Source organism: Pseudomonas sp. Je.1.5.c (genome assembly GCF_051129895.1).
Taxonomy (GTDB): Bacteria; Pseudomonadota; Gammaproteobacteria; order Pseudomonadales; family Pseudomonadaceae; genus Aquipseudomonas; species Aquipseudomonas urmiensis.
On sequence record NZ_JBCPSP010000006.1, the window covers coordinates 25,627 to 51,095 of the forward strand.

At 63.0% G+C, this 25,469-nt stretch carries 28 protein-coding genes; 16 read left to right on the forward strand and 12 right to left on the reverse strand.

Features of this window, described 5'->3' with window-relative positions:
• The first annotated feature begins 82 nt into the window (after positions 1 to 82).
• The 3 genes from AAZU54_RS07070 to AAZU54_RS07080 all read left to right on the forward strand — a co-directional run bounded on the left by AAZU54_RS07070 (position 83) and on the right by AAZU54_RS07080 (position 2,933).
• The gene (locus AAZU54_RS07070) at positions 83 to 973 is read left to right on the forward strand and encodes a LysR family transcriptional regulator ArgP (protein ID WP_368972814.1); all 891 of its coding nucleotides are present in this window, start codon (positions 83 to 85) and stop codon (positions 971 to 973) included.
• Between the two features lie 49 nt (positions 974 to 1,022).
• The gene (locus tag AAZU54_RS07075) at positions 1,023 to 2,018 is read left to right on the forward strand and encodes an NAD-dependent epimerase/dehydratase family protein (RefSeq protein WP_186553910.1); all 996 of its coding nucleotides are present in this window, start codon (positions 1,023 to 1,025) and stop codon (positions 2,016 to 2,018) included.
• 90 nt (positions 2,019 to 2,108) lie between these two features.
• Positions 2,109 to 2,933: an ATPase gene (locus AAZU54_RS07080; RefSeq protein ID WP_186553911.1), complete on the forward strand. Its 825-nt coding sequence runs from the start codon at positions 2,109 to 2,111 to the stop codon at positions 2,931 to 2,933.
• A 116-nt stretch (positions 2,934 to 3,049) separates the two neighbouring features.
• Here the strand turns inward: AAZU54_RS07080 and AAZU54_RS07085 are convergent, their stop codons facing one another.
• The 3 genes from AAZU54_RS07085 to AAZU54_RS07095 are packed head-to-tail and all read right to left on the reverse strand — an operon-like array spanning position 3,050 to position 5,604.
• Positions 3,050 to 4,099 (reverse strand): alkene reductase, encoded by a 1,050-nt coding sequence (locus tag AAZU54_RS07085; RefSeq protein ID WP_434726903.1) that lies wholly within the window; start codon positions 4,097 to 4,099, stop codon positions 3,050 to 3,052.
• A gap of 19 nt (positions 4,100 to 4,118) precedes the next feature.
• Positions 4,119 to 5,288: an MFS transporter gene (locus AAZU54_RS07090; protein ID WP_186553913.1), complete on the reverse strand. Its 1,170-nt coding sequence runs from the start codon at positions 5,286 to 5,288 to the stop codon at positions 4,119 to 4,121.
• Positions 5,289 to 5,301: 13 nt separating this feature from the next.
• Positions 5,302 to 5,604, reverse strand: a complete 303-nt coding sequence (locus AAZU54_RS07095; RefSeq protein ID WP_186553914.1) for an ArsR/SmtB family transcription factor — start codon at positions 5,602 to 5,604, stop codon at positions 5,302 to 5,304.
• Positions 5,605 to 5,758: 154 nt separating this feature from the next.
• Here AAZU54_RS07095 and AAZU54_RS07100 point away from each other — a divergent pair, with 154 nt between their 5' ends.
• Positions 5,759 to 6,328, forward strand: coding sequence for an ACP phosphodiesterase (locus tag AAZU54_RS07100; RefSeq protein WP_186553915.1), 570 nt, complete (start codon positions 5,759 to 5,761; stop codon positions 6,326 to 6,328).
• A 72-nt stretch (positions 6,329 to 6,400) separates the two neighbouring features.
• Here AAZU54_RS07100 and AAZU54_RS07105 read toward each other — a convergent pair whose 3' ends face one another.
• Both AAZU54_RS07105 and olsB read right to left on the reverse strand, forming a co-directional pair.
• The gene (locus AAZU54_RS07105; protein WP_434726904.1) at positions 6,401 to 7,189 is read right to left on the reverse strand and encodes a lysophospholipid acyltransferase family protein; all 789 of its coding nucleotides are present in this window, start codon (positions 7,187 to 7,189) and stop codon (positions 6,401 to 6,403) included.
• On the reverse strand, positions 7,189 to 7,944 hold the full coding sequence (gene olsB / locus AAZU54_RS07110) for an L-ornithine N(alpha)-acyltransferase (RefSeq protein WP_186553917.1): 756 nt from the start codon (positions 7,942 to 7,944) through the stop codon (positions 7,189 to 7,191). The genes AAZU54_RS07105 and olsB overlap by 1 nt, the downstream gene beginning before the upstream one ends.
• A 135-nt stretch (positions 7,945 to 8,079) precedes the next feature.
• On the opposite strand from olsB, the gene AAZU54_RS07115 reads away from it, so the two are divergent.
• The 6 genes from AAZU54_RS07115 (at position 8,080) to AAZU54_RS07140 (ending at position 12,885) form a co-directional block, all read left to right on the forward strand.
• The gene (locus tag AAZU54_RS07115) at positions 8,080 to 8,967 is read left to right on the forward strand and encodes an acyl-CoA dehydrogenase (protein WP_434726905.1); all 888 of its coding nucleotides are present in this window, start codon (positions 8,080 to 8,082) and stop codon (positions 8,965 to 8,967) included.
• A 42-nt stretch (positions 8,968 to 9,009) separates the two neighbouring features.
• Positions 9,010 to 10,098: a serine hydrolase domain-containing protein gene (locus AAZU54_RS07120; protein ID WP_434726906.1), complete on the forward strand. Its 1,089-nt coding sequence runs from the start codon at positions 9,010 to 9,012 to the stop codon at positions 10,096 to 10,098.
• The gene (locus tag AAZU54_RS07125; protein ID WP_312155890.1) at positions 10,095 to 10,391 is read left to right on the forward strand and encodes an amidase; all 297 of its coding nucleotides are present in this window, start codon (positions 10,095 to 10,097) and stop codon (positions 10,389 to 10,391) included. The genes AAZU54_RS07120 and AAZU54_RS07125 overlap by 4 nt, the downstream gene beginning before the upstream one ends.
• 44 nt (positions 10,392 to 10,435) lie before the next feature.
• The gene (locus AAZU54_RS07130; RefSeq protein WP_264236535.1) at positions 10,436 to 11,017 is read left to right on the forward strand and encodes a YceI family protein; all 582 of its coding nucleotides are present in this window, start codon (positions 10,436 to 10,438) and stop codon (positions 11,015 to 11,017) included.
• Position 11,018: 1 nt separating this feature from the next.
• Positions 11,019 to 12,176, forward strand: coding sequence for a phospholipase D-like domain-containing protein (locus tag AAZU54_RS07135; RefSeq protein WP_405129549.1), 1,158 nt, complete (start codon positions 11,019 to 11,021; stop codon positions 12,174 to 12,176).
• A 130-nt stretch (positions 12,177 to 12,306) separates the two neighbouring features.
• Positions 12,307 to 12,885, forward strand: coding sequence for a DJ-1/PfpI family protein (locus AAZU54_RS07140; protein ID WP_434726907.1), 579 nt, complete (start codon positions 12,307 to 12,309; stop codon positions 12,883 to 12,885).
• A 71-nt stretch (positions 12,886 to 12,956) separates the two neighbouring features.
• On the opposite strand, the gene AAZU54_RS07145 is transcribed toward AAZU54_RS07140, so the two are convergent.
• Positions 12,957 to 14,480, reverse strand: coding sequence for a fumarate hydratase (locus tag AAZU54_RS07145; RefSeq protein ID WP_186553924.1), 1,524 nt, complete (start codon positions 14,478 to 14,480; stop codon positions 12,957 to 12,959).
• A gap of 250 nt (positions 14,481 to 14,730) precedes the next feature.
• Between AAZU54_RS07145 and AAZU54_RS07150 the strand changes: the two genes are divergently transcribed.
• Positions 14,731 to 15,651, forward strand: a complete 921-nt coding sequence (locus AAZU54_RS07150; RefSeq protein ID WP_186553925.1) for an iron-sulfur-binding ferredoxin reductase — start codon at positions 14,731 to 14,733, stop codon at positions 15,649 to 15,651.
• A 140-nt stretch (positions 15,652 to 15,791) separates the two neighbouring features.
• Here AAZU54_RS07150 and pyk read toward each other — a convergent pair whose 3' ends face one another.
• Positions 15,792 to 17,246, reverse strand: coding sequence for a pyruvate kinase (gene pyk, locus AAZU54_RS07155; RefSeq protein WP_186553926.1), 1,455 nt, complete (start codon positions 17,244 to 17,246; stop codon positions 15,792 to 15,794).
• A 181-nt stretch (positions 17,247 to 17,427) separates the two neighbouring features.
• On the opposite strand from pyk, the gene AAZU54_RS07160 reads away from it, so the two are divergent.
• The 3 genes from AAZU54_RS07160 to sbcB all read left to right on the forward strand — a co-directional run bounded on the left by AAZU54_RS07160 (position 17,428) and on the right by sbcB (position 19,817).
• The gene (locus AAZU54_RS07160) at positions 17,428 to 17,814 is read left to right on the forward strand and encodes a tetratricopeptide repeat protein (RefSeq protein WP_186553927.1); all 387 of its coding nucleotides are present in this window, start codon (positions 17,428 to 17,430) and stop codon (positions 17,812 to 17,814) included.
• 122 nt (positions 17,815 to 17,936) lie between these two features.
• A complete protein-coding gene (locus AAZU54_RS07165) occupies positions 17,937 to 18,296 on the forward strand; it encodes a PilZ domain-containing protein (protein WP_312153048.1) in 360 nt (119 codons plus the stop codon).
• Positions 18,297 to 18,386: 90 nt separating this feature from the next.
• Positions 18,387 to 19,817, forward strand: a complete 1,431-nt coding sequence (gene sbcB / locus AAZU54_RS07170) for an exodeoxyribonuclease I (RefSeq protein WP_186553929.1) — start codon at positions 18,387 to 18,389, stop codon at positions 19,815 to 19,817.
• Positions 19,818 to 19,882: 65 nt separating this feature from the next.
• Here the strand turns inward: sbcB and mvaT are convergent, their stop codons facing one another.
• Entirely contained in the window at positions 19,883 to 20,260 is a 378-nt protein-coding gene (gene mvaT, locus AAZU54_RS07175; RefSeq protein ID WP_186553930.1) for a histone-like nucleoid-structuring protein MvaT, read from the reverse strand.
• Positions 20,261 to 20,560: 300 nt separating this feature from the next.
• Here mvaT and purU point away from each other — a divergent pair, with 300 nt between their 5' ends.
• Both purU and AAZU54_RS07185 read left to right on the forward strand, forming a co-directional pair.
• Positions 20,561 to 21,412 (forward strand): formyltetrahydrofolate deformylase, encoded by an 852-nt coding sequence (gene purU / locus AAZU54_RS07180; RefSeq protein WP_186553931.1) that lies wholly within the window; start codon positions 20,561 to 20,563, stop codon positions 21,410 to 21,412.
• Positions 21,413 to 21,428: 16 nt separating this feature from the next.
• Positions 21,429 to 21,665, forward strand: a complete 237-nt coding sequence (locus AAZU54_RS07185; RefSeq protein WP_405129548.1) for a hypothetical protein — start codon at positions 21,429 to 21,431, stop codon at positions 21,663 to 21,665.
• Here AAZU54_RS07185 and AAZU54_RS07190 read toward each other — a convergent pair.
• From AAZU54_RS07190 to AAZU54_RS07205, 4 genes are all read right to left on the reverse strand, one after another.
• Positions 21,568 to 22,563: a lysylphosphatidylglycerol synthase transmembrane domain-containing protein gene (locus AAZU54_RS07190; protein ID WP_186553932.1), complete on the reverse strand. Its 996-nt coding sequence runs from the start codon at positions 22,561 to 22,563 to the stop codon at positions 21,568 to 21,570. The genes AAZU54_RS07185 and AAZU54_RS07190 overlap by 98 nt on opposite strands.
• Positions 22,560 to 23,327, reverse strand: coding sequence for a DUF2334 domain-containing protein (locus AAZU54_RS07195; RefSeq protein WP_434726908.1), 768 nt, complete (start codon positions 23,325 to 23,327; stop codon positions 22,560 to 22,562). Before AAZU54_RS07195 ends, AAZU54_RS07190 begins: the two co-directional genes overlap by 4 nt.
• Positions 23,320 to 24,441: a glycosyltransferase family 4 protein gene (locus AAZU54_RS07200; RefSeq protein WP_186553934.1), complete on the reverse strand. Its 1,122-nt coding sequence runs from the start codon at positions 24,439 to 24,441 to the stop codon at positions 23,320 to 23,322. Before AAZU54_RS07200 ends, AAZU54_RS07195 begins: the two co-directional genes overlap by 8 nt.
• 235 nt (positions 24,442 to 24,676) lie before the next feature.
• The gene (locus AAZU54_RS07205) at positions 24,677 to 25,441 is read right to left on the reverse strand and encodes a methyl-accepting chemotaxis protein (protein WP_428626912.1); all 765 of its coding nucleotides are present in this window, start codon (positions 25,439 to 25,441) and stop codon (positions 24,677 to 24,679) included.
• Between the last annotated feature and the right edge of the window lie 28 nt (positions 25,442 to 25,469).

Below are 25,469 nucleotides of genomic sequence, written 5' to 3' on the forward strand. Positions count from 1 at the left end.
TTTGCTGATTGAATGCTGTCATTGTGGATAATCCCGCTGTATAAGAAAAACAAATAAAGCTGATCAGTCATTAGGAAAATCGATGTTCGATTACAAACTGCTTGCCGCCCTCGCTGCGGTGATCGAACAGGGCGGTTTCGAGCGTGCGGCGCAGGTCCTGGGGCTGTCGCAGTCGGCGATCTCTCAGCGCATCAAGTTGCTTGAGGCGCGGGTCGGCCAGCCGGTGCTGGTGCGGGCTACCCCGCCCAGCCCTACCGAAGTCGGCCGGCAGTTGCTCAACCATGTGCAGCAGGTGCGTTTACTTGAGCGCGACTTGCAGCGCCAAGTGCCGGCGCTGGACGAGGAGGGCATGCCCGAGCGTCTGCGGATTGCCCTCAACGCCGATAGCCTGGCGACCTGGTGGGCAGGCGCCGTGGGCACCTTCTGCGCCGAGCAGCAAGTGTTGCTGGACTTGGTGGTGGAGGATCAGGAAGTCGGCCTTAAACGCATGCGCGCCGGCGAAGTGGCGGCGTGCCTGTGTGGCAGCGAACGGCCGGTGGCCGGGGCGCGCAGCCTGCTGCTGGGGGCGATGCGCTATCGAGCCCTGGCAAGCCCGGCGTTCATGGCTCGCTACTTCCCCCATGGCTTTGACCCCAAGCGGCTGGCGCGCACCCCGGCGATCGTGTTCGGCCCGGATGATTTTCTCCAGCATCGTTACCTGGCTTCACTGGGCATCCAGGAAGGCTTCCTGCATCACCTGTGCCCGTCTTCCGAAGGTTTTTTGCGCCTGACCGAAGCAGGCTTGGGTTGGGGGTTGGTGCCGGAGCGCCAGGTCGCCGCCCAGTTGCAGGGAGGTGAATTAGTGGAAATCTGCGCCGATACCCCTATCGATGTGCCGCTGTACTGGCATCATTGGCGCAACGGCGGGCAACTGCTCGCGCAATTGACCGAGCACCTGCGCCAGATGGCGCCGGGCTGGCTGGTGCCCTTGTAGGGGCTGGCGACGTCAACTGCATCTGAAATCTGGCAAGGCGGAGTGTTACATGCGAATTCTGGTCACCGGCGCGAGCGGCTTCATTGGCGGGCGCTTTGCGCGTTTTGCCCTGGAGCAGGGCCTGGACGTGCGCGTCAATGGCCGGCGTGCCGAAGGCGTGGAGCACCTGGTCAAGCGCGGCGCGCAGTTCATCCCCGGTGATCTGGGCGATGCCGAACTGGCCCGGCGCCTGTGCCAGGGCGTCGATGCCGTGGTGCACTGTGCAGGGGCGGTGGGTAACTGGGGCCGCTACCAGGATTTCCACCAGGCCAATGTGGTGGTCACCGAGAACGTGGTCGAAGGCTGCATCAAGGAGCATGTGCGGCGCTTGGTGCACCTGTCGTCGCCGTCGATCTACTTCAATGGCCGCTCGCGCCTGGATATCCGTGAAGACCAGGTGCCGCGGCGCTTGCATGATCATTACGCGACCACCAAGTATCTGGCCGAGCAGAAGGTCTTTGGTGCCCAGGAGTTTGGTCTTGAGGTGCTGGCATTGCGGCCGCGCTTCGTCACCGGCGCAGGCGACGCGAGCATTTTCCCTCGGCTGATGCAGATGCAGCGCAAACGCCGTCTGGCGATCATCGGCAACGGCCTGAACAAGGTCGACTTCACCAGTGTGCACAACCTCAACGAGGCGCTGCTCAGCGCGCTGTTCGCCGATGACCAGGCCTTGGGCCAGGCCTACAACATCAGCAATGGCCAGCCGTTGCCGCTGTGGGATGTGGTCAACTACGTGATGCGCCAGATGCATCTGCCGCAGGTCACCCGCTACCGCTCCTACGGCCTGGCCTACAGCATGGCGGCCCTGAACGAAGCCGCCTGCATGCTCTGGCCCGGTCGCCCGCAGCCGACCTTGTCGCGCTTAGGCATGCAGGTGATGAGCAAGGACTTCACCCTCGACATCAGCCGCGCGCGCCAGTATCTGGACTACCGCCCGCAGGTCAGCTTGTGGAGCGCGCTGGATGAATTCTGCGCGTGGTGGAAGAACGTCCCAGGCAACCAGTGAACCTGGCGCAGGTATGAAGGTCATCAGTGCGCCGCCGTTTGCGCGGTTTATACTAATGCCTCTTTGCTACCACTGCGGTTGAATCCACCCATGCGTAACGATGCTCGAGACGATTTCGACGACGTGCCCACCCTGCGCGCCGGCACCCCCGATGATGATGAACTGCTCCCTGCGCATGTCGCGCGCACGCGGCAGAAGGCCGCGCGGCCGGCCAGCAATGGCCCGCTGTGGGCACTGCTGGGCGCGTCGTTCATCGCCTTGGCCGGGTTGGGCTGGTGGAGTTTTCAGCAGATCTCGCTGATGGAGCAGCAACTGGTGGCCACCCAGGAAAGCTTCGCCCGCATCAGCGAAGAAGCTGCCGGTCGCTTGCAGGCGATCAGCGGCAAGGTCGATGCCAGCGATGCCAGCGTCAGCACCGGGAGCGAGGCGTTGAAGTTGCAGATTCGCCAGTTGCAGGCAAGCTTGGCCGAACAGGGCAAGCAGCAGCAGGGGGTGGCGGGGCAAGCCGGGGATTTGGGCAAGCGCCTGGAGCAGGTGCTGGCCGATACCCGCGAGCAGCAAAAAGCGGTGACTGAGTTGCAGAGCCAGTTGCAGGCGCAACTGAAAGCGGTCAACGCTGAGCTGGCGGCGCTCAAGTCGGGGCAGTTGGACGGTGGCAAGCTGGACAGCGAGCTCAAGAGCTTGAGCAGTGAAGTTGCAGCGTTGAAGAAGCAGGGCAATCCGAGCGCGGCGATCGAGAGCCTGGAGCAGGATGTGCTGGTACTCAAGAGCCAGGTCGACAACAAGCCAGCGGCCACGGCTGGTGGGGCTTCGGTACAGGAGTTCGATGCGTTCCGCGGGCAGACTACCCGCAGCATCAACACCCTGCAGAGCCAGATTCAAAACCTGCAGCAGCAGATCAACGCCCGGCCCTAGAGATCGTGAGGCCGCTTTGCGGCCTTTCGCGGGCAAGCCCGCTCCTACAAGGTCAGCGCGGATCTGTAGGAGCGGGCTTGCCCGCGAAGGGGCGCACAGCGGCCCCGGGATGTCACTTACAAGCGCGGATAATCGATATACCCCACCGCCCCCTTGCCATAGAAGGTCTCCGGCCGCGGCTCATTGAGCGGCGCATCGCCAGCCAAGCGCGCCGGCAAATCAGGATTGGCAATAAATGGAATGCCAAACGCCACTGCATCCGCCTTGCCACTGGCCAACGCCGCATTGGCACTGGCCTTGTCGAACCGCTCATTGACGATATACGGCCCGCCAAAGGCTTGTTTGATCAGCGGCCCAATGCTGTCATCGGCCTGTTTTTCCCGCGAGCAGATAAACGCGATACCCCGCTTGCCCAATTCGCGGGCAACGTAGGTAAAGGTCTCGACCCGATCGGCATCGCCCATATCATGCGCATCGGCCCGCGGCGCCAGGTGCACGCCAACGCGGCCCGCACCCCACACCTCGATCACCGCATCGGTCACTTCCAGCAGCAGTCGTGCGCGGTTCTCCAGCGAACCACCGTAGTTGTCGTTGCGCTGGTTGGTGCTGCTTTGCAAAAACTGATCGAGCAGGTAACCGTTGGCGCCATGAATCTCCACGCCATCGAAACCCGCCGCCTTGGCGTTCTCCGCACCCACCCGATAGGCATCGACGATATCGGCGATCTCTTCGCTTTCCAGGGCCCGTGGTGTGGGGTATTCGGCCAGCGGCCGGACCAGGCTGACATGGCCTTTGGGCTGGATCGCACTCGGTGCGACCGGCAATTCGCCATTGAGGTAGCTGGGATGGGAGATGCGCCCAACATGCCACAGCTGCAGGACGATTCGCCCGCCAGCCCCATGCACCGCCTTGGTCACGTTGTTCCAGCCGCGCACCTGGTCGTTGGACCAGATCCCTGGGGTGTCCGGATAACCGACGCCCATTGGCGTGACAGATGTCGCCTCGCTGATGATCAGCCCGGCGCTGGCGCGCTGCACGTAGTACTCGGCCATCAGTGCGTTGGGCACCCGGCCTGCGTCGGCGCGGCAACGGGTCAGCGGCGCCATGATGATGCGGTTGGGCAGTTGCAGCTCGCCCAAGGCCAGCGGATCGAACAGCGTGGTCATCGGTGTTACCTCGCAAGGATCAATGGGAAGCAGCGGCCAGTTCGGCGTCGCCACCGCGCTGGCTGAAAGCGATCAGGGTGACGATCAACGCCAACAGCGCCAGGGCGGCTGCGGCCAGCGGCACGCGGGTCAGGCCCAGGCCATGGGCGATGACGCTGCCACCGACCCAGGCGCCCAAGGCATTGCCCAGGTTGAACGCGCCGATATTCAGGGTCGAGACCAGATTCGGTGCGGCCTTGCCGTAGCTGACCACGTTGACCTGCAAGGCCGGCACTGCGGCAAACGCGGCGGTAGCCCAGAGGAACAGGGTGATCTCGGCCGGCACCAGGGCGCTGCTGGTCCAGCTCAGCGCGGTGGACACCACGGCCATGGCGGCGAACACACCGACCAGGGTGGCGCCCAGGCGCCGGTCAGCCAGCTTGCCACCGAGGATGTTGCCCAGGGTCAGGCCCAGGCCGATCAGCAGCAGGGTCCAGGTCACCCCGCGTGGCGAAACGCCGGTGACATCACCGAGCAGCGGCGCGACATAGGTGAACAGGGCGAACATCGAGGCGGCGAACAGCACGGTCATGCTCAGCGACAGCCAGATGCCGATACCCTTGAGGGCGGCAAGCTCAGCGCGCATGTCCACCGCTTCTTGCTGACGTTGCAGCGGCAGGAAGCGCACCAGGCCGATCAGCGCGATCACGCCGATACCGGTGACTGCCCAGAAGGTCGAACGCCACCCCGCCACCTGCCCCAGCGCCGTGCCCAGCGGCACACCAAGCACGTTGGCCAAGGTCAGGCCGGTGAACATCAACGCCACTGCCGAGGCGCGGCGATTGGCTGGCACCAGGCTGGCGGCGACCACCGAGCCGATACCGAAGAATGCGCCGTGACACAGCGCGGTGACCACGCGGGCGAACATCAGCAGGTTGTAGTCGCTGGCCACGGCACACAGCAGGTTGCCGACGATGAACACGCCCATCAGCGTCACCAGTGCGGCTTTACGCGGCAGGCGGGCGGTGGCCAGGGCCATGAACGGCGCGCCGATGGCCACGCCCAGGGCGTAGCCGGTCACCAGCCAGCCGGCACCAGGGATCGACACACCCAAATCCAGCGCCACCTCGGGCAGCAGGCCCATGATGACGAATTCGGTGGTGCCGATGGCGAAGGCGCTGAGCGCCAGGATCAAGAGGGGAAGCGGCATTGCAAGGTCCTTTTCAGAGCTCTTGGCTCATCTGCTTGAGAAACGCCTGGATGGTGTCCTCGTTGCGTTTGAAGAAGTGCCACTGACCGATCTTCTGGCTGCTGATCAGGCCGGCACGCTGCAGCGTCGCCAGGTGCGCAGAGACGGTCGACTGCGACAGGCCGCAGCGTTGGTCGATCTGCCCGGCACAGACACCGTGTTCGGTGCTGTGGTGCTGGTCGGGGAATTGCGCCGCCGGGTCTTTCAGCCAGGTGAGGATTTCTCGCCGTACCGGGTGGGACAGGGCTTTTATTATTTCGTCGAGATCGAGAGGCATGAGAGGGGCTCGTGATGTGTAGCGGTATATCGCGATGGGGCGAAATATAAATCGGTATTTCGCGATATACAAATATGAAAAGATGCTGAGCTCAGCGCCAATCGCTATATCGGGTTATAACGATATGCCTGCGGCCAGTGCTAGACTTGGCGCCATGAACTACCTCGCACACTTGCACCTGGGCGGCCAGCAGCCGCAGCAATTGCTCGGCAGCTTGTATGGCGATTTCGTCAAAGGCGGCTTGCAAGGGCGCTTTCCACCGATGCTGGAGGCGGCGATTCGGCTGCACCGGCACATCGACAGTTTTACCGACAGCCACCCGCTGGTGCTGGCGTCGCTGGCGCGTTTTCCGCGTGAGCGGCGGCGTTATGCCGGGATCGTCCTGGATGTATTTTTCGATCATTGCCTGGCGCGGCACTGGCAGGACTATGCCGAGCAGCCATTGGCGCAGTTCACCCACGGGTTCTATCAGGTGTTGCTGGCCGAGCCTGAGCTGCCGGGGCGCTTAGCGCAGATTGCGCCGTTGATGGCGGCGGATGACTGGCTGGGGGCGTATGGAGATTTCGCGACGCTGGAGCAGGTGTTCAAGGGTATCGCCCGGCGCTTGTCGCGGCCTGAGGGGATGGCGGGGGTGATGGGCGAGTTGGACGAGTTGTATGAGCCGTTACTGGCGGACTTTCGTGAGTTTTATCCGCAGTTGCAGGCATTTGCGGCTGGCCGTTGATGATGTGTCAGCAGACCCCGCCTCTTCGCGGCGGTTCGGCGCGAAGAGGCCGGTACTGATTTCAGCAAGCCATCAGGCCGCACGTGCCTGTCGGCGAGGCGCCATCTCGATGTCTTCAGCACCGAACAGCGCCATATGAATGGCCTGCTGGGCCTGTAAGGCCAGGACCGCACGTTCTTTTTCCAGGCTGTCGATCGGTGGCAACAGGTGAATCTGCACCTGCCCACGCGGCTGAGCAAACAAACGCATCAAGTGCGACAGCAGGTCATCATCGCCAATGAACGGCGCGATCGAGTCGACCTCACCTTCACGCAAGTACTGAATCGCCACCGGCTGCACCGGCGTCCCCTGGTCAATCGCACCCGCCAGCAGTCGGCCATGGAAGGTGCGCAAGCTGCGCCCATTGGTGGTGGTGCCTTCGGGAAAAATCAGTAAAGGCCGCTGCTGAGCCAATTGCGCGCTGATCTGCTCACGCAGGCGTTGGCCATCACCACCGCCGCGGCGAATGAACAACGTCCCGGCTTTCTCTGCCAGCCAGCCCGCCAATGGCCAGTGACGCACCTCGGCCTTGGACAGAAATGACAGCGGAGTGAGCATGCCCAGCAGCGGAATGTCAGTCCAGGACACGTGGTTGCCGATCCACAACATGGGGCGCTGCGGTAACTCACCGATCACCTGCACCTCAAAGGGCAGGGCGGCGACCAGCCGTTGCATGAAAAACCGGCTCCAGCGCTGGCGTCGCTCGATCGACATCTCCAGCCCCAGGCGTTCGCGTACAGCCACCACGCTAGCCATGCCAGCGCCGAGCAACAGCACCATCAGCAACCGGGCCAGGCGGGCGATCACCCGCAGCCGCAGCATCAGACCGCTGCCTTGAAGTGGCGGGCGTAGCGCGGGCAGAGATCGTCGCGCTTGAGCAGGATGAACACGTCGGCGACTTGGAAGTCTTCGTCCCAGCAGGGCTCGCCGCAGATCTTCGCGCCCAGGCGCATGTAGGCCTTGAGCAATGGCGGCATTTCGGCGATGACATTGTTCGGCAGGGCAAGGCTTGGCAGCGGCTTTTTCGGCTCGGCGCGCAAGTGCTCGGTGCACAGGTAGCGCTCACGCAGGCGCTGCATGATGGCGTGGGCCTGCACGCCGCCGTCCTGCATAGGGATGCTGGCGCAGCCCATCAGGTAGCTGTAATGGCCTTCGTTGAGCACTTCGGCCAGCTCGCCCCAGAGTACCGCGATGGTGCCGCCGTTGCGGTACTCGGCGGCGACGCAGGTGCGGCCCAGTTCGAGGATCGGGCCTTGCAGCTGCAGCAGGCCATGCAGGCTGAATTCTTCTTCGCTGTAGAAGCGACCCAGGCTACTGGCGGCCTGGTGGTCGAGCAGGCGGGTGGTGGCGACCAATTCGCCAGTGGTCAGGTCGCGTACGCCAATATGGCGGCAGTGGATATCGTAGTCATCCATGTCCAGGCCCTGTTCGGCGCCTTTGAGCTTGGCCTTGAATTCGGCGCTGAACACCTTGAAACGCAGGGCCTGTGCTTCCTGCAGGGCCGCAGCGCCGACCAGGCGTTCGGCTTGCAGACGGCGTTCAGTGCTGTTGTCGCCAGAGCGAGCGATCCGAGTCATTACGAGTCTCCATAAGCCAGCCATTAAGGGTTGCGGCCGGTCGGCTTTGTTGTGCAAAGTCAGCCTAGGTACGCCTGGTGTCACCTCGGTGAATCTTTGGTGATGCTTGCGTGACAGCCTTTTAAGGAGCGTCTGATGGCCTGGTTGCAACGACTCAACGACCCATTACGCCAACCCCTGGCCGCCAGCCTTGGGCAAACCTATGCCGCGCAGCTCGAACGCCTGGGCACCGCTGCGCCGTTCGAATTGGCGGTACTTGGCGGGCGGGCCATGGCCACCCCGGGGCTGGCGTTCCTGATCGGCTATCAGGCGGCCTTGCGCGTGCTCTGGCCCAGCGCCCCGGCCGCGCTCGGCGCGTTGTGCGCCACTGAGCGGCGCAGCGTGCGTCCGGCAGATATGCACAGCCGCCTGGAGGGCTTGCGTGTGACCGGGCGCAAGGACTTCGTCACCGCCGGGCTCGAAGCTGAATGGTTGCTGGTGGCGGCGCGTTGCGAAGCTGCGGGCGAGTCTGCTCAGTTGAAGCTGGCGGTGGTCTACCCAGGTGAGCCGGGGGTAACCCTGGAGGCGTTGCCGACCCTGCCGCTGATGCCCGAAGTCGGCCATGCTCGCCTGACATTGCAGCAAGCCGCCTGCGAGCTGCTGGCAGGCGATGGCTGGGACGCCTACGTCAAGCCGTTCCGTTCTCTGGAAGATCTGTATGTACTTGCCGCCCTGGTGGCCTGGTTGTACGGCGTCGGCCAGGAAAGTGCCTGGCCCCAGGCGTTGCAGCTGCGTCTGCTGGGCCTGCTCGGCGGCTGCGCTGAAGGTAGCCGGCAGTGCGCCGACAGTGTGGGCTGCCATCTGTTGTTAGGCGGCCTATTCGCCCAGTTCCACGCCTTGCGTGGCGAGCTCGACCAAGCCTTGGCCGCAGGGCCTGAGCAGTGGGCTCAGTTGTGGCAGCGCGACCAGGGCGTGCTGGCCCTGGCCACTGCCGCACGGGATAAGCGCTTGGCCAAGGCCTGGGCCGCTGTCGGACTGTCATGAAACGGTGCCAGGCTCGCCTGATCGTAGATGAGAGGGCGGGGCATGCGCGTGTTTCGCGGTGGGCTGTGGCTGCTGTCGCTGCTGGCCTGTGCGGCGCCAGCGGAGGACTGGCCTGTACCTGACTGGCAAAGCCAACCTGCTGCTATCGACTGGCGGCCCGTCGACGACTATGCCTTCCCCGAACGCAACGAGACCGAGCGCAGTGGCGTGCGTAGCGATGCACTGCTGATCATTCGCGATGGCCGCATCCTGTATGAGCGCTACCACGCGCCGACTGCAGCCAATACCTCGCACTTGACCTGGTCGGTGAGCAAAAGCGTGCTGGCCACGCTGCTCGGCGTTGCTTATGGCGAACAGCGATTCCGGCTAGAAGATCAGGCGGCGCGCTTCTACCCACCTTTGGCCAAGCACCCTGAGCTGCGCCTGATCGATCTTTTACACTGGGCCAGCGGTCTGGCCTGGCAGGAGGATTACGAATACGCCCCGCTGAAGTCGTCGGTGGTGGCCATGCTCTATACCCGTGGTCGTCAGGATATGGCGGCCTACGCGGCGGCAATGGCTGCTGACCAGGCGCCGGGCCAGCGCAGTCGCTATTCCAGCGGCGACAGCAACCTGCTGGCCGCTGCCTTGCGCGGGATGCTCGACCCGCAGCAGTACGCCAGCTACCCCTGGCAAGCGCTGTTCATCCCGCTGGGTATCGACAGTGCCGTGTGGGAACGCGATGGCGCCGGGACCTTTGTCGGCTCCTCCTATCTGTACCTGAGCGCCCGCGACCTGGGACGCATCGGTTTGCTGATGCTCAGGGAAGGTCGGTGGCAAGATCGGCAATTGCTACCCGTCGATTGGGTCGCCTTCAATCGAGCACTGTTTGCTCATGCGCAAGCTATCGAGGGTGAGGCCAATCCTGGCGGCCACTGGTGGCTCAACCGACCAGTGCCGGGCCATCCGCCACCCTGGCCAGACGCCCCGCAAGATGTGTACGCCGCGCTCGGCCACTGGGGGCAGGCGCTGTATGTACTGCCGAGCCAGAAACTGGTGGTGGTGCGCTATGGCGATGATCGCGATGGCAGCTACAGCCACAACGCGCTGCTCGAGCGGGTACTGGCGGCGGTGGCTGGGGAGGGTAGATGAAGCGCGTGCTATTGCTGTTAGTTGCACTGCTGCTGGCGTGGGCCTGGCATGAGCGGCAAGCGCTGGCGGACTTCCCGGGGATTCTCTCAGCCTACTCGGCCAAGGAGTACTGCTCGTGCCGCTTCGTCATGGGCTTGGACGAGCACTACTGCCGAGGTTATGTGCAGCAGTACCTGCCGCTCACTCGCCTGCAAGAGCACAGCGCCACCCGTGTGGTTATCGCCGAGGGCCTTGGCCGCAGCAATCAAGCCGCTTGGCAGGGCCCGCGTGAGGGCTGCCGCTTGCTGCCGTGAAGGCGGGCGAGTAAGGTTGAACGCTTTGTTTCACAGGATTTTCCATGTTCAAGTTTGCCCGCCTCCTGCCTGCCCTGCTGCTGGCTTTGTGCCTGCCCGCTCACGCCAACTGGCACCTCGACGGCGAGTCGTCGCGCTTGTCATTTGTCACAGGCAAGAATGGCGACACCATCGAGGTGCATCGCTTCCTGGTGCTGCATGGCAAGGTCGACCGCAAGGGCACGGCAGGGCTGAGCATCGAGATGGATTCGGTGAGCAGCGGCATTCCACTGCGCGACGAGCGTATGCGCGATGGCTTGTTCGAGTTCGAGCGCTTCCCCGAGGCCACGGTCAAGGCGCAGATCGATCTACGCCCGATCAACGACCTGGCTGACGGTGCGCAGATCGAGTTGCGCTTGCCGGTCACCGTCACCCTGCACGGCCAGTCGCACAGCTACAACGCCCTGCTGCTGGCCACCCGTCTGGATGAGCGGCGTTTCCAGGTGGTCACCCTCGAACCGCTGATTCTGCGCGCCAGTGATTATGGTCTGCTGCCGGGCCTTGAGAGCCTGCGCAAATTTGCCAAGCTCAACTCGATCAACCCGTCGGTGCCGGTCAATGCGGTGCTGATCTTCACCGCCCGCTGACATGCCGGGGCCGGTCTTTCCCTGGCGCGATGGCAACCAGTTCGAACTGCTGATCGACGGCCCCGAGTTTTTTCCGCGCATGCTCACGGCGATCGTGCGCGCCCAGCACCAGGTTGACCTGGAGCTGTACCTGGTGGAGGCCGGTGCCTGTGCCGAGGCGGTGGTCGACGCGCTGGAGCAGGCAGCGCGGCGAGGCGTGCGGGTGCGCTGCCTGTTCGATGACTATGGCTCATTGGCGTTTACCTCGGCATTGCGCGAGCGCTTGCTCAGCGCTGGGGTGCTGCTGCGCTGGTACAACCGGCTGAACTGGCGTCGCGGTTTTCGCAACCTTTATCGGGACCACCGCAAGATACTGCTGGTCGATGAACGCTGGGCGGTGGTGGGCGGGACCGGCGTCACCGATGAGTTCTGGACCCCGGACGCCGATGCCAGCGAATGGCATGAAGTGATGGTGCAGATGCAGGGGCCGATCGTCAGCGACTGGCAACTGCTGTTCGATCGCCAATGGCACGCCAACAACCGCCGCACGGCCTGGCGCCCGCCTGAGGGCTTCGGTCTGCCGCGCTTGCCGAAAGTGCCGGCGCAGGGTCAGGGCATGGGCCGGGTGGCCTACGCCGATGCCCGCCAGCACCGCGACATCCTCCATTCGCTGGTACGCGCGCTGAACAGCGGCCAGCGCCGGATCTGGCTGGCGACGCCGTATTTCCTGCCGACCTGGAGCGTGCGCCGCTCCCTGCGCCGGGCGGCGTCACGCGGGATCGATGTGCGTCTGCTGCTGACCGGCCCGCGTACCGATCACCCGTCGGTGCGCTATGCCGGTCATCGCTACTACCCGCGCTTGCTGCGCTCGGGGGTGCGCATCTTTGAGTATCAGCCGTGCTTTTTGCATCTGAAGATGGTCCTGATCGACGATTGGGTCAGCGTCGGCTCGTGCAACTTTGACCATTGGAACCTGCGCTTCAATCTGGAGGCCAATGTCGAGGCGCTCGACCCGCCCTTGACTGCGGCGGTGGCGGCCAGCTTCGAGCGGGATTTCCTCCTGAGCCAGGAGGTCGACCTGGATCACTGGAATGCGCGCCCGCTCTGGCGCCGGGTCAAGCAACGAGTGTGGGGATGGCTGGATCGGTTGGTGGTGTTGTTGCTCGATCGGCGCAGCTGAGCGCGCTTTTCCCAGCTATCGTTGGCGTTCCTGCTGGCTTATTTAATGTGTCTGTACCGGGGGTCCCGTGGGAGCGGGCTTGCCCCGCGATGAGGCCGGCACAGACACCCCAAACAGAGAGGTGCTTGCAATGACGGCAAAGAAAATTCTCATGCTGGTGGGCGACTACGTCGAGGATTACGAGGTAATGGTGCCGTTCCAGGCCCTGACCATGGTCGGCCATACCGTGCACGCAGTCTGCCCGGAAAAAATCGCCGGGCAGACCGTACGCACGGCCATCCACGACTTTGAAGGTGAGCAGACCTACAGCGAAAAACCTGGGCACAACTTTGCCCTGAACTACGATTTCGTTCAGGTGCGTGCAGAAAGCTACGATGCCTTGGTGATCCCCGGTGGGCGAGCGCCTGAGTACTTGCGTCTGAATGAGCAGGTGCTGGCCTTGGTCAAGGCGTTCGATCAGGCCAGCAAACCGATTGCAGCGGTCTGTCACGGTGCCCAGCTTCTAGCTGCTGCCGGTGTGCTGGAGGGCCGGGAGTGCAGTGCCTATCCTGCCTGCGCGCCTGAGGTGAAGTTGGCTGGCGGCACGTTCATCGATATCGCGGTGGATCAGGCCCATGTCGAGGGCAATCTGGTTACGGCGCCCGCCTGGCCTGCACATCCTGCTTGGTTAGCGGCGTTTCTCAAGGTGCTTGGGACCAGGATTTCCTGACTGGCCGGCAGTTCGCGATCAAAAAAAACCGCCCATGTAGGGCGGTTCTTCTATACCCAGCGAAAGTAAAGTTACTTAACTTCTACCGCCAGGCTTTCAGCGATCTTGCCCTGCCACAGCGCGGGACCGGTGATGTGCACCGACTCACCGTTGCTGTCCACCGCGACGGTGACCGGCATGTCCTTGACCTCGAACTCGTAGATCGCTTCCATGCCCAGTTCGGCAAAGGCCAGCACCTGCGATTTACGGATCGCTTGAGCTACCAGGTAGGCAGCGCCGCCAACGGCCATCAGGTACACGGCCTTGTTGTCCTTGATCGCTTCGATCGCGGTCGGGCCGCGCTCGGACTTGCCGATCATGCCCAGCAGGCCAGTTTGCTCAAGGATCTGGCGAGTGAACTTGTCCATCCGCGTTGCGGTCGTCGGGCCGGCTGGGCCAACCACTTCGTCACCGACCGGATCGACTGGGCCGACGTAGTAGATGAAGCGGCCTTTCAGATCGACCGGCAGCTCTTCGCCACGGTTGAGCATTTCGACCATGCGCTTGTGCGCCGCATCGCGGCCAGTGAGCATCTTGCCGTTGAGCAGGATGGTCTCGCCCGGCTTCCAGCTGGCGACTTCTTCTGGAGTGATGTTGTCCAGGTTGACCCGGCGGGCGCTTGGACCGGCTTCCCAGACGATCTCTGGGTAGGCGTCCAGCGACGGCGCTTCCAGCTCGGCTGGGCCAGAACCGTCGAGCACGAAGTGAGCGTGACGGGTGGCAGCGCAGTTAGGGATCATGCACACCGGCAACGAGGCGGCGTGGGTTGGGTAGTCCATGATCTTGACGTCGAGCACGGTGGTCAGGCCGCCCAGGCCCTGGGCGCCGATGCCCAGTTGGTTGACCTTGTCGAACAGCTCCAGGCGGATCTCTTCGATGCGGTTCTGCGGGCCACGGGCCTTGAGCTCATGGATGTCGATGGATTCCATCAACACTTCCTTGGCCATGACCGCGGCTTTCTCGGCGGTGCCGCCGATGCCGATGCCGAGCATGCCAGGCGGGCACCAGCCAGCGCCCATGGTCGGCACGGTCTTCAGGACCCAGTCGACGATCGAGTCGGACGGGTTGAGCATGGCCATTTTCGACTTGTTTTCCGAGCCGCCGCCTTTGGCTGCGACATCGACTTCGACCTTGTCGCCTGGGACGATCGAGTAGTGGATGACGGCCGGGGTGTTGTCCTTGGTGTTCTTGCGAGCACCGGCCGGGTCGGCCAGGATCGAGGCGCGCAGGACGTTTTCAGGCAGGTTGTAGGCGCGACGCACACCTTCGTTGATCATGTCGTCGACGCTCAGGGTGGCGCCGTCCCAACGCACGTCCATGCCGACGCGCACGAACACGGTAACGATACCGGTGTCCTGGCAGATCGGGCGGTGGCCTGTGGCGCACATGCGCGAGTTGATCAGGATCTGGGCGATCGAATCGCGCGCAGCAGGCGACTCTTCACGCAGGTAGGCCTCGTGCATCGCCTGGATGAAGTCGACGGGGTGGTAGTACGAGATGAATTGCAGGGCGTCGGCAACGCTCTGAATCAGGTCGTCTTGCTTGATCACGGTCATGCAGCGCGCTCCTCTTAAAGACGGGAACATTCGTAAAGGCTTTCCGACGCTGCACACCTGCGCGTCGAAACGCCTGGCAAGGCGTCGGCAGGTCAGGCCGACGCAAAAAAGGCGCGGCAGTATAGCGCGCATCGGTGGCCGAAACACCTGCGGGTGGTCTGGACCATGGTCGGCAAGCGACGGGCACCCTTTTTGCTGCCGCTGCCCGCTTGCCTTAGAGTGGCGCTGTAGACCCGGAGAAATGATGACCATGCCTGAACTCAGTGTCGGCGAGCGCCGCTGGACGGTGCCCACTGGCAGCAACCTGCTCGATGCCTTGAACGAGGCGGGGTTGAATGTGCCCTACAGCTGCCGCGCCGGCAGTTGTCACGCTTGCCTGGTGCATTGTCTGGAGGGGCAACCGGCGGATGCCTTGCCCGAAGCCCTGGCACTGGAAAAACATGCACAGGGTTGGCGCCTGGCCTGCCAGTGCCGGGTAGTGGGCGACTTGCGCGTGGCGGTGTTCGACCCGCTGCAGGATGGTATTCCCGCGCAGGTCTGCGCGATGGACTGGTTAGGTGATGTGTTGCGCTTGCGCCTGCGGCCCGAGCGGGTGCTGCGTTACCAGGCCGGCCAGCATGTGGTGCTGTGGAACGGTTCGGTCGCGCGGCCTTATTCGCTGGCAAGCCTGCCGGGTGAAGATGATTTTCTCGAGTTTCATATCGACTGCCAGCGGCCAGGGGCTTTTTGCGACAAGGCCCGTGGGCTGCAAGTGGGTAATGTGTTGCGCCTGGGCGAGCTCAGAGGCGGGGCGCTGCATTACGACCCCGATTGGCAGGCGCGTCCGCTCTGGTTGCTGGCGGCGGGTACAGGGCTTGCGCCATTGTGGGGCATCCTGCGTGAGGCTCTGCGGCAGGGGCATCGGGGTGAAATCAGGGTGATGCATGTGGCGCGTGACCACGCAGGGCATTACCTGGCCGAGACGCTGGAGGCTATTGAAGGGGTGGCTGTCGAGCGGGTGCTGGCGGCGCAGCTGGATGAAGCACTGGCGGCATTGCGGCCGTCGTCACGGCAGACCGTGGCGCTGGTGTGCGGCTCGCCGGGGAGTGTGGAGCGGTTTGCGCGGCGGCTGTTTATTGCGGGGGTGCCGAGGAATCAGGTGTTTGCCGATGTGTTTGTCGAGCATGCCTGATTTTTTGCGGTGTTCATGCTGGCCTCTTCGCGGGGCAAGCCCGCTCCCACAGAAAACCTGCTGCCGTTGAGTTCAGTGGGTTGCCTGTGGGAGCGGGCTTGTCCCGCGAAAGGGCCGCAGAGCGGCCCCTTCGCAGGCTATCAGCCGACCAGCGGATCACCGACATGCAGGATCTTCATGCCGTTGGTGCCACCAATGGTGTGGTAGCTGTCGCCTTTGGTCAGGATGACCCAGTCACCTTGCTCGACCAGGCCGCGCTTGAGCAGCTCATCGACCGCCGCTTGGCTGACCTTGTCGGCCGGCAGCGAAGCCGGGTCGAACGCGATCGGGTAGACGCCGCGGAACATCGAGGCGCGCGCTTGGGTAGCGCGGTGCGGCGACAGGGCGAAGATCGGCACGTGCGAACGCAGGCGCGACATGATCAGCGGGGTGTAGCCACTTTCGGTGAGGGCAATGATCGCCTTGACGCCGGGGAAGTGGTTGGCGGTGTACATCGCGGCCAGCGCGATGCTTTCGTCGCAGCGCTCGAAGGTGGTGTGCAGGCGGTGGCTGGATTTCTGGTTGGTCGGGTGCTTCTCGGCACCCTGGCAGATCCGCGCCATGGCCTGGACCGCTTCGATCGGGTAAGCACCGGCGGCGCTTTCGGCCGAGAGCATGACCGCGTCGGTGTTGTCGAGCACGGCGTTGGCCACGTCGGACACTTCTGCGCGGGTCGGCATCGGGTTCTGGATCATCGACTCCATCATCTGGGTCGCGACGATCACTGCTTTGTTGTTGCGGCGGGCGTGCTGGATGATCTTCTTCTGGATACCGATCAGTTCGGCGTCGCCGATTTCCACACCCAGGTCACCACGGGCGACCATGACGGCGTCGGAGGCGGCGATCAGGGCGTCGAGGGTCTCGTCGTCTGCCACGGCTTCGGCGCGCTCGATCTTGGCCACCAGCCAGGCGCTGCCGCCGGCTTCGTCACGCAGCTTGCGGGCGTATTCCATGTCCTTGGCATCGCGCGGGAAGGACACGGCCAGGTAGTCCAGGTCCATTTCTGCGGCCAGCTTGATGTCGGCCTTGTCTTTTTCGGTCAGGGCCGGTGCGGTCAGGCCGCCGCCTTTGCGGTTGATGCCTTTGTGGTCCGACAGCGGGCCACCGACGATCACCACGCAGTGCAGGGCATCGGCAGTGGCGGTCTCGACGCGCATGACCACGCGGCCGTCATCGAGCAGCAGTTCGTCACCGACGCCGCAGTCCTTGACCAGGTCGGGATAGTCGATACCGACGATGTCCTGGTTGCCTTCGGTCAGCGGGTGGACGGTGGAGAAGGTGAAGGTGTCACCGATCTTCAGTTCAATGCGCTTGTTGCTGAACTTGGCGATGCGGATCTTCGGACCCTGCAGGTCGCCCAGCAGTGCGACATGGCGACCATTCTTGGCAGCGATCTCGCGGATCAGGCGAGCGCGGGCCTTGTGCTCGTCCGGAGTGCCGTGGGAGAAGTTCAGGCGTGCCACGTCCAGGCCGGCCAGGATCAATTGCTCGATCACTTCCGGCGAGTTGCTGGCGGGGCCAAGGGTGGCGACGATTTTGGTACGGCGGATGGTCATGCACAGACTCCTATAGTGAAGCGCAGCGAAAGGCTACTCCTCAATTGCGCTGTAGTCATTGTTCCGTTGCACTACCTTGCATCCTGCACGGGTGGCATTTGAACGGTGGGGGTATCCTTGCAAATGCCTGTGAAGATTTGCCGTATCTGGCCGATACACTGCCTAGCAAAGGAGATTCCCCATGCGAGCCCTGATCGTTTTAGCTGTCGCGGCCAGTGTCGTCGGCTGCACCCGGTGGTCGATGGACCATCATCTGAACAATGCCTACCGTGCCTATGATCGCGGCGACTGCCAGCGGGTCATGCTGGAGCTGTCCCAGGTCGATCGTACCAGTCGCGCCCGGCCGTTCATCCACCCGGAAGTATCGCTGCTGCGGGGCCAGTGCCTTGAGCGGCAGAAGCTCTACGTCGATGCTGCCCAGACCTATGAATACCTGATCCAGCGTTACCCGCAAAACGAGTACGCCTACCGTGCCCGTGCGCGCTTGCAGACCCTTGAAAAGCTCGGGCATTACCGCATTGGCGAAGCGGCGGCGGCCAACCCGGTCAGGACTACCCCTTGGCGTTAACACCAATGTGTCCTTGATTTCACGAGATTTGCACTGCGTGCTGGGCTAATCTGTCTCTTAGATGTAACAGCAACCGCCAGTACCTCGTATTCCTGGCCCGGGTACGGACAACCATTGCGATCATGTTCATTCAGCGCCACATCCAACGTCACCAGCTGCCTTGTGTGCTCAAGGTGTACAACCGCTTTACCGATCAAGAGATCGGCTACCTGGGCAATGCCTCGGAAGACGGACTGATGTTGATCAGCACTTTACCGATCTTGGTCGGGCCGGACTTCGAATTGCAGCTGCGGGTGCCGTTGGCGGGCGGTGGGCATCAGTTCATCAATCTCACCGCCAGTTGCCTGTGGTGCCGCGAAGACCAGACGCCAGGGCATTACGACTCGGGCTTCATGCTGTTGCAGGCGCCGCGCGAGTACGACGACTTCGTGCATTCTCTTCGTGACTTCTTCAGTTTTCGCCCTGCCAACGCCTCGGCCTGAGGCATGTGGACACATCGTGCCAGGATTGGGGATTCGATTTAGCGGCGCAGGCCGCTAGACTCACGGTCGACCTAGCTACAGGAAGACCCCGTGACCTCCAGCATCTTCTGGCACGACTACGAAACCACCGGAATCAATCCGCGCTGCGACCGCCCGTTGCAGATGGCGGGTGTGCGCACTGATTTTGAACTCAACGAAATCGACGCGCCGGTCAACCTCTATTGCCGCCCCTCGGACGATATCCTGCCGCACCCGGCGGCGTGCCTGGTCACCGGTATCACCCCGGCGGAACTGGCCAGCAAAGGGCTGTGCGAAGCTGAGTTCATGACCCGCGTGCATGAGCAGCTGGTGCGCCCCGGCACCTGCGGCGCGGGCTACAACACCTTGCGTTTCGATGACGAGGTCACCCGCTATAGCCTCTACCGCAACTTTTTCGACCCCTATGCCCGTGAATGGCAGGGCGGCAACAGCCGCTGGGATCTGATCGACATCGTGCGCACCGCCTATGCCCTGCGCCCTGAAGGGATTGTCTGGCCGCAGCAGGACGGTCGCACCAGCTTGCGCCTGGAATTGCTCAGCAAGGCCAATGGCATCGATCACGGCCATGCGCACGAGGCGCTTTCCGACGTGCGGGCAACCATTGCGTTGGCGCGACTGATCCGTGACAAACAGCCCAAGCTGTATGACTGGCTGTTTGAGTTGCGCAGCAAGCACAAAGTCATGGAGCACATTCGCCTGTTGCAGCCGTTGGTGCATATCTCGGGGCGCTTTTCCGCCGAGCGAAATTATATTGGCGTGGTCTTGCCATTGGCCTGGCACCCGCGCAACCGCAATGCACTGATTGTGTGCGACCTGCACTTGGAAACCTTACCTTTAATACGGGAAAGCGCCGAAACATTACGTGAGCGGTTATACACTCGGCGCGATGATCTCAGCGCAGGGCAATTACCGGTGCCCCTGAAGTTGGTGCATATCAATCGCTGCCCAGTACTGGCGCCATTGAAGGTGTTGCGACCGGCCGATCAAGCGCGGCTGGGTATTGACCTGGCAATGTTGCAATCGCGTGGCGAGGCCTTGGCCAGTCAACAGAGCAGTTGGCAAGATAAGCTCGAACACATTTACAGCGGGGAAGAGTTCCCGCCGTGCGAAGATCCCGAACAACAATTGTATGACGGTTTTATCGGAGATCGCGATCGGCGCCTGTGCGAACAGGTGCGGGTGGTCGACCCAGCGCAACTGGGTCATTCGCAGTGGATGTTCGATGACCCGCGGCTACCTGAGTTGTTGTTCCGCTACCGCGCGCGAAATTTCTTTGAAACATTGAATGAACAGGAGCAGCAACGCTGGCTGCTATTTTGCCAGCAACGGTTGAGCGATCCGCGCTGGGGCGCGCCCAACACCCTGGGTGACTTCGAGCAGGCTTGCCAGAGCAGTTGGGCCACGGCCGACGAGGCGGGGCGCCGCGTGCTGGAGGCCTGGCAGGTGCATGTCCAACAATTGAAGACGCAGTTGCAGCTGTAATGTGATTGAGCAAATAAAAACGCCGGCATCAGCCGGCGTTTTTTGCAAAGCGGGTCACGGACATATTAGTCCAGCAGGGTCGCCCAGCTTTCAACCACATCGCCACCCCATTTGGCTTTCCACTCTTTCAGGGTTTTGTGGTTGCCGCCTTTGGTTTCGATCACTTCACCGTTGTGCGGGTTTTTGTATTGCTTGACCTTACGCGCACGCTTGGTGCTGGTGGTCTTGGCGGCGCCACGTGGGGCTTTGCTCAGTTTGGCTTCTGGGTCGAGCAGGGCAATTACGTCACGCAGCGACTTGGAGTATTCGCCCATCAGGGTGCGCAGCTTGCCTTCGAATTCCAGCTCTTTTTTCAGCTTGTCATCTTGCGACAGGTTGGCCAGACGCGCTTGCAGTTCTTTGATGGCTTCTTCGGTAGCGCGGTATTCGTTGATCAGGGACATGGCGTGTTCCTTAATGCATGTTCAGAGAGACAGTGTGGGCCAATAATAGACAGGCGATTCTCGCAAGTAAACAATTAATCAGGTAATAAACTGTAATCGACTCGGCAATAACAAGATTCTTTGGTTAAGAAAAATTTACATATGACTTGCCGGTCTCATCAGAACCGATGTGCTTAAGGTCTAATTGTCGCGGCTGCGGGCGGAGGGCTGGTCCGGTCCGGGCAGGCGCCGATGATTACTGCGTTTTTCCTGGCAGCTCGTTAGAATATGCGCCTTTGCGAAGTTCTTGGAGTCTCCCTCATGCGCACCTATCGACTGGTGATTGCCTGCCCCGACCGTGTCGGCATCGTGGCGAAAGTCAGTAATTTCCTGGCCTTGTACAATGGCTGGATCAACGAAGCCAGCCACCACTCCGACGAGCAGAGCGGTTGGTTCTTCATGCGTCATGAGATCCGTGCCGAGTCGCTGCCGTTTGGCATCGAGGCGTTCCGTGAAGCCTTCGCGCCAATCGCCGAAGAGTTCTCGATGATCTGGCGCGTGACTGACTCTGCGCAGAAAAAACGCGTGGTGCTGATGGCCAGCCGCGAGTCGCACTGCCTGGCGGACTTGTTGCACCGCTGGCACACCGATGAGTTGGATTGCGATATCCCCTGCGTGATTTCCAACCACAATGACCTGCGCAGCATGGTCGAGTGGCACGGTATTCCGTTCTTCCACGTTCCGGTCGATCCAAAGGATAAACAGCCGGCGTTCGCCGAAGTGTCGCGCCTGGTCGAAGAGCATGGCGCCGATGTGGTGGTGCTGGCGCGTTACATGCAAATCCTGCCACCGCAGTTGTGCGAGCAGTTTGCTGAGCGGGTGATCAACATCCACCACAGCTTCCTGCCGTCCTTCGTCGGCGCTAAGCCTTACCACCAGGCGGCACTGCGTGGGGTCAAGCTGATCGGCGCGACCTGCCACTACGTTACCGAAGAACTGGATGCCGGCCCGATCATCGAGCAGGACGTGGTTCGCGTTAACCATGCCGACAGCATCGAAGACATGGTCCGCTTTGGGCGTGACGTCGAGAAAATGGTATTGGCGCGCGGCCTGCGTTATCACCTGGAAGACCGCGTCCTGGTGCATGGCAACAAGACCGTGGTGTTCGATTAAGCAAGAGGGCGGGCCCATGGCTGATCCACGCGACAAGGCCGGCGCCAAGGCGCCACCCACCTTGGGCGAAGGCTGCCTGGCCCGCTTCGACCCCGAGGCGCTAAGCGCCGAGGATGGCACCGAATTCCCCGGCGCCGCCGCCCTGTGGCGCCAGCTCAACCCGCCTGATGGCGCCGCCAGCGCTCCAGCAGCGGACGCGCCAGCAGGCAAACGAACACAGGGCCGCCCGCCAGCAGATAAAAGTAGTAGGTAACCGCGCGCCAGATCAGGATCGCGGCGGCCGCGGTCGAGCTGCCCACCAACGGCGTCAACAGGCTCGCCGAGGTCAGCTCGGCGGCACCTGCGCCACCTGGCAGCAGGCTGAACTGGCCGGCGCTGAGCGAGAGCATCTGCACCAGAAAGCTCGGTATCCACGACAGCTCCACGCCCAATCCGCGCAATACCAGGTACAGCACGCTGTAGCGCAGGCTCCAATGCACGCAGGTCAGGCTGAACACCAGCGCCAAGGTCCGTTTGGGTAGCCGCCAGGTCTCAGCCAAGGCCTGCACGAAATGCAGCAACTTGCGCGCCCAGCGTCGGCGCCGATGCACGGCCATGCCCAGTCGCCGCAAAAGCCGGCCATTGAAACGCATCACGGCGCGCCGATAGCGCAGCAAGCCCAACACGCACGCCAAGGCGATACACAGCATCAGCGCGCTGCCCAGCAGCATGCTCTCTTGACTGTGTCCCAGGCTGTGGAACAGCGCATAACCGGCGATGGCCAGCATGGCGCAGAAGAAGAACAGCAGATCGTTCAACTGATCCATGGCGAACACCGCGCCACTGCGCGCTGGGCCGATCCGTTCACGTGCCAGCAGGGCCATCAAGGTCAAGGGGCCGCCGCTGCCTGCGGGGGTGGTGCAGATGGCGAACTCGGTGGCCATGATTACCCCAAGGCTGCGCACCCGGCCTAATTGGGCGCCTTGCTGGCCGAGTAGCAGGCGCAGGCGCAGGGCATTGATGATCCAGCACAGCAGGATCATCCCCAGCAGCGTCAGCATCAGCCCAGGGGCGAAGGTTTTCAGTCTTGGCAGCAACTCACTGCCCCCCAGCAGGGCTGGCACCAGCACGGCGAACAGCAGTGCCAGGGCCAACCAGCCAAGGCGATTCATGCTGCGATCTGGCGTTCGAGCCAGGCCGACTTGGTCAAGGGTTGGCGACCTTGCGCCATCAGCGTTTGCAGTGCGTTTAGCCAATAGTTTCGAGAGCTGGGGTGGCGCATGTCGACAGGGTGCAGGCCCAGGCGCACGGTCGGCGCTTCATGCCAGCGTCGGCGCTGCCAGTCGCAAACCACCCGTGACAGACCCCGGCGCCAGGCGCTGCGGGCGCTCCAGACCAAGCCAGGGGCTTCGATCGCGGTGAACTCAGGCAAGCGGTACAGGTGCTGGGGTGTGCTGGTGTAGCGCAACGGCAACTGGCGCAACGCCTGGCGCGTGCCTTCGCTCATCAACCAGGCCGGGGCAACGAAGCCTGCCACCGGCCAGCCCTGGTTATTGAACAGCTCAAGCCCTGCTTGCAGGCGTTGCATCGCCTGGGCTTGGTCGAGCCCATAGAACTCGCCTTCGTGGGTGTAGATCCGGCGCATGAAATAGTCGCGGCTGCTGCGTGGCGGCGGGCCGTCGTCGGCATGGTAATAGCCATGCAGGGCCAGCTCGTCACCCCGGCGCAGGCGTCGTTCGAGCAGCTGGCAGAAGCTGGGTGAACGGCTCAGGGCGTTGCGATGGTGAAAGTCCGGGACCACCAGCCACGTCATAGGCACATCGCCCAGTTGGTCGACGGCCTCGACGAAGGGCTGGTAGTCGGGCCAGGTCTCGGGGGCAACATCGTGCAACACCAGCATCAGGCTGCGTGGGCTCGGATTGGCCGGTTCAGGCATGGGCGCGGACCTGTGGCTGGTGGCCGAGAACCGCCTGGTAGTGCTGCAGCAGGCCGTTGACCACGTTGTCCCAGGAATAATGCTGCTCGACATGCCGGCGCGCCTGCAGGCCCAGTTTGCGCACGCCGTCTTCGAAGACCTCGCGCACCGTCGCCGCCATCGCCAGGCTGTCGTTGGGCGCGCACAGGCGGCCGCACTGCTCGTTGACGATCTCGCCAAACGCGCCGGCACGCACCGCCACCACTGGGGTGGCGCTGGCCATGGCTTCGAGGATGACCAGACCGAAGGTTTCCTGGTCGCCGGCGTGCACCAGCAGGTCGGCGCTGGCGATGAGCCGGGCGACTTCCTGCGGGGCGCAGAACTGATTGATCACACTGACGTTGTCCGGCACGTTGGCCGGCATCCCCGAGCCCACCAGCAGCAGGTGATAGTGGCGGCCCAGCTGGCGCATGCAGTCGAGCAGGACCGGCAGGTTCTTCTCGCGCGAACCGCGCCCGGCGAACACCAGCAGGCGGGTGGTGTCGGCGATGCCCAGTTCAGCACGCAGACGGCTGTCGCGATGTTCGGGGTTGAAGGTTGCGAGGTCGACGCCCAGCCGCTGTACGTGCACTTCCTTGACGCCGAGCCTGCGCAGTTTGTCGGCCATCACCTGGCTTGGCGCCAGGACCCGGTCGAAGTTGCCGTAGAGCTTGCTGACGTAGGCTTCGACATTGGGCGTGAACCAGTTGCCCATGCGGTTGCCGACCAGCAGCGGCAGGTCGGAGTGGTAGAAGCCGATCACCGGCACCTCAAGCTTGCGCCGCGCCTCCAGTGCCGCCCAAGCGGTCAAATAGGGGTCGCCCACTTCAATCAAGTCGGGTTGCAGTTCGCGCAGTACGTTGCACCAAGGCGCCAGGCGAACCGGGAAACGGTAGCCTTTGCCAAACGGCAGGGGCGGGGCGGGGACTTGGTACACGCCATCGGTATGGCTGGCGCTGGCGCCGGGGATCAACAGGCTGTGGCGTACGCCAGGCATGGCATCGAGGCGGCGGTGTTTGGCATCAAGATAGGTACGTACGCCGCCGCTGGCCGGGGCGTAGAACATGGTGATGTCAGCAATGTGCACGATCAGCATCCCTCCGGGATCGTCTTCGGGTCTGTCATCCGGCTGAAGCAGCCGGCGATGACGCGCCTAAAGGTTGACCTCTCAGAAGAATAGTTTGTTCGATCGAGGTTTGGAGGGAGGTACTGCAAACAGAGTCGCCCGTTTCTCGGGCAAGCCCGCTTACATAGACCGCTCAGGCCGTGAAGCCGGTGCGGTCCCTGTAGGAGCGGGCTCGCCCGCGAAACGGGCGACGCGCTAGCTCAATTTAGATGCGGAAACTGCCCACCAGCTGCTTCAGTCGACCCGCCTGCTGCTCCAGGTCCGAACATGCCCGCAGGGTAGCCTGCAAGTTCTCCACGCCCTCCTGGTTAAGCATGTTGATCTCGCTGATGTCCATGTTGATCGACTCGACCACCGCCGTCTGCTCCTCGGTCGCCGTCGCCACCGACTGGTTCATGCCGTCGATTTCGCCAATGCGCACGGTGACGCTTTCCAAGCGCTCGCCGGCTTGGTTGGCGATCTGCATGCTGTCCTGGCTGTGCCGCTGGCTCTGGCCCATGGTCTCGACCGATTCCCGCGCGCCGACTTGCAGCTCCTCGATCATGGTCTGTACCTGTTGCGCCGATTCCTGGGTGCGGTGGGCCAGGTTACGGACCTCATCGGCCACCACCGCGAAACCACGACCGGCCTCGCCAGCGCGCGCCGCTTCGATCGCGGCGTTCAACGCCAGCAGGTTGGTCTGTTGCGAAATGCTGGTGATCACTTCCAGAATCTGGCCGATGTTGACCGTCTTGCTGTTGAGCGTCTCGATATGGCCGCTGGAGGTAACGATCAGGTCCGACAGGCGATTCATCGCCTCGATGTTGCGATCCACGACCTGCTGCCCTTCTTCGGCGAGCAAGCGCGCGGAGCTGGCGTGTTGCGAGGCCTGGGCGGCGTTACCGGCAATCTCCTGAGCGGCGGCGCCGAGCTCGTTGATGGCCGCAGCGACGCTGTTGGTGCGGTTGGATTGCTCGTCGGAGTTGCTCATCGACGAGTTGGAGGCGCTGATCACCCGC

Coding starts and splice junctions, on each gene's coding strand:
- AAZU54_RS07085 (WP_434726903.1), bottom strand. CDS start 4,099: ATGACCACGCTGTTCGATCCGCTGGCCTTGGGCGAGCTGCAACTGCCC.
- AAZU54_RS07080 (WP_186553911.1), top strand. CDS start 2,109: ATGCGTAACGATGCTCGAGACGATTTCGACGACGTGCCCACCCTGCGC.
- AAZU54_RS07195 (WP_434726908.1), bottom strand. CDS start 23,327: ATGCCTGAACCGGCCAATCCGAGCCCACGCAGCCTGATGCTGGTGTTG.
- AAZU54_RS07205 (WP_428626912.1), bottom strand. CDS start 25,441: ATGAGCAACTCCGACGAGCAATCCAACCGCACCAACAGCGTCGCTGCG.
- olsB (WP_186553917.1), bottom strand. CDS start 7,944: ATGACTCGGATCGCTCGCTCTGGCGACAACAGCACTGAACGCCGTCTG.
- AAZU54_RS07115 (WP_434726905.1), top strand. CDS start 8,080: ATGGCCTGGTTGCAACGACTCAACGACCCATTACGCCAACCCCTGGCC.
- AAZU54_RS07100 (WP_186553915.1), top strand. CDS start 5,759: ATGAACTACCTCGCACACTTGCACCTGGGCGGCCAGCAGCCGCAGCAA.
- AAZU54_RS07190 (WP_186553932.1), bottom strand. CDS start 22,563: ATGAATCGCCTTGGCTGGTTGGCCCTGGCACTGCTGTTCGCCGTGCTG.
- purU (WP_186553931.1), top strand. CDS start 20,561: ATGCGCACCTATCGACTGGTGATTGCCTGCCCCGACCGTGTCGGCATC.
- AAZU54_RS07120 (WP_434726906.1), top strand. CDS start 9,010: ATGCGCGTGTTTCGCGGTGGGCTGTGGCTGCTGTCGCTGCTGGCCTGT.
- AAZU54_RS07130 (WP_264236535.1), top strand. CDS start 10,436: ATGTTCAAGTTTGCCCGCCTCCTGCCTGCCCTGCTGCTGGCTTTGTGC.
- AAZU54_RS07150 (WP_186553925.1), top strand. CDS start 14,731: ATGCCTGAACTCAGTGTCGGCGAGCGCCGCTGGACGGTGCCCACTGGC.
- AAZU54_RS07090 (WP_186553913.1), bottom strand. CDS start 5,288: ATGCCGCTTCCCCTCTTGATCCTGGCGCTCAGCGCCTTCGCCATCGGC.
- AAZU54_RS07125 (WP_312155890.1), top strand. CDS start 10,095: ATGAAGCGCGTGCTATTGCTGTTAGTTGCACTGCTGCTGGCGTGGGCC.
- AAZU54_RS07160 (WP_186553927.1), top strand. CDS start 17,428: ATGCGAGCCCTGATCGTTTTAGCTGTCGCGGCCAGTGTCGTCGGCTGC.
- AAZU54_RS07200 (WP_186553934.1), bottom strand. CDS start 24,441: ATGCTGATCGTGCACATTGCTGACATCACCATGTTCTACGCCCCGGCC.
- AAZU54_RS07135 (WP_405129549.1), top strand. CDS start 11,019: ATGCCGGGGCCGGTCTTTCCCTGGCGCGATGGCAACCAGTTCGAACTG.
- mvaT (WP_186553930.1), bottom strand. CDS start 20,260: ATGTCCCTGATCAACGAATACCGCGCTACCGAAGAAGCCATCAAAGAA.
- AAZU54_RS07075 (WP_186553910.1), top strand. CDS start 1,023: ATGCGAATTCTGGTCACCGGCGCGAGCGGCTTCATTGGCGGGCGCTTT.
- AAZU54_RS07145 (WP_186553924.1), bottom strand. CDS start 14,480: ATGACCGTGATCAAGCAAGACGACCTGATTCAGAGCGTTGCCGACGCC.
- AAZU54_RS07105 (WP_434726904.1), bottom strand. CDS start 7,189: ATGCTGCGGCTGCGGGTGATCGCCCGCCTGGCCCGGTTGCTGATGGTG.
- AAZU54_RS07095 (WP_186553914.1), bottom strand. CDS start 5,604: ATGCCTCTCGATCTCGACGAAATAATAAAAGCCCTGTCCCACCCGGTA.
- AAZU54_RS07070 (WP_368972814.1), top strand. CDS start 83: ATGTTCGATTACAAACTGCTTGCCGCCCTCGCTGCGGTGATCGAACAG.
- AAZU54_RS07165 (WP_312153048.1), top strand. CDS start 17,937: ATGTTCATTCAGCGCCACATCCAACGTCACCAGCTGCCTTGTGTGCTC.
- AAZU54_RS07185 (WP_405129548.1), top strand. CDS start 21,429: ATGGCTGATCCACGCGACAAGGCCGGCGCCAAGGCGCCACCCACCTTG.
- AAZU54_RS07140 (WP_434726907.1), top strand. CDS start 12,307: ATGACGGCAAAGAAAATTCTCATGCTGGTGGGCGACTACGTCGAGGAT.
- pyk (WP_186553926.1), bottom strand. CDS start 17,246: ATGACCATCCGCCGTACCAAAATCGTCGCCACCCTTGGCCCCGCCAGC.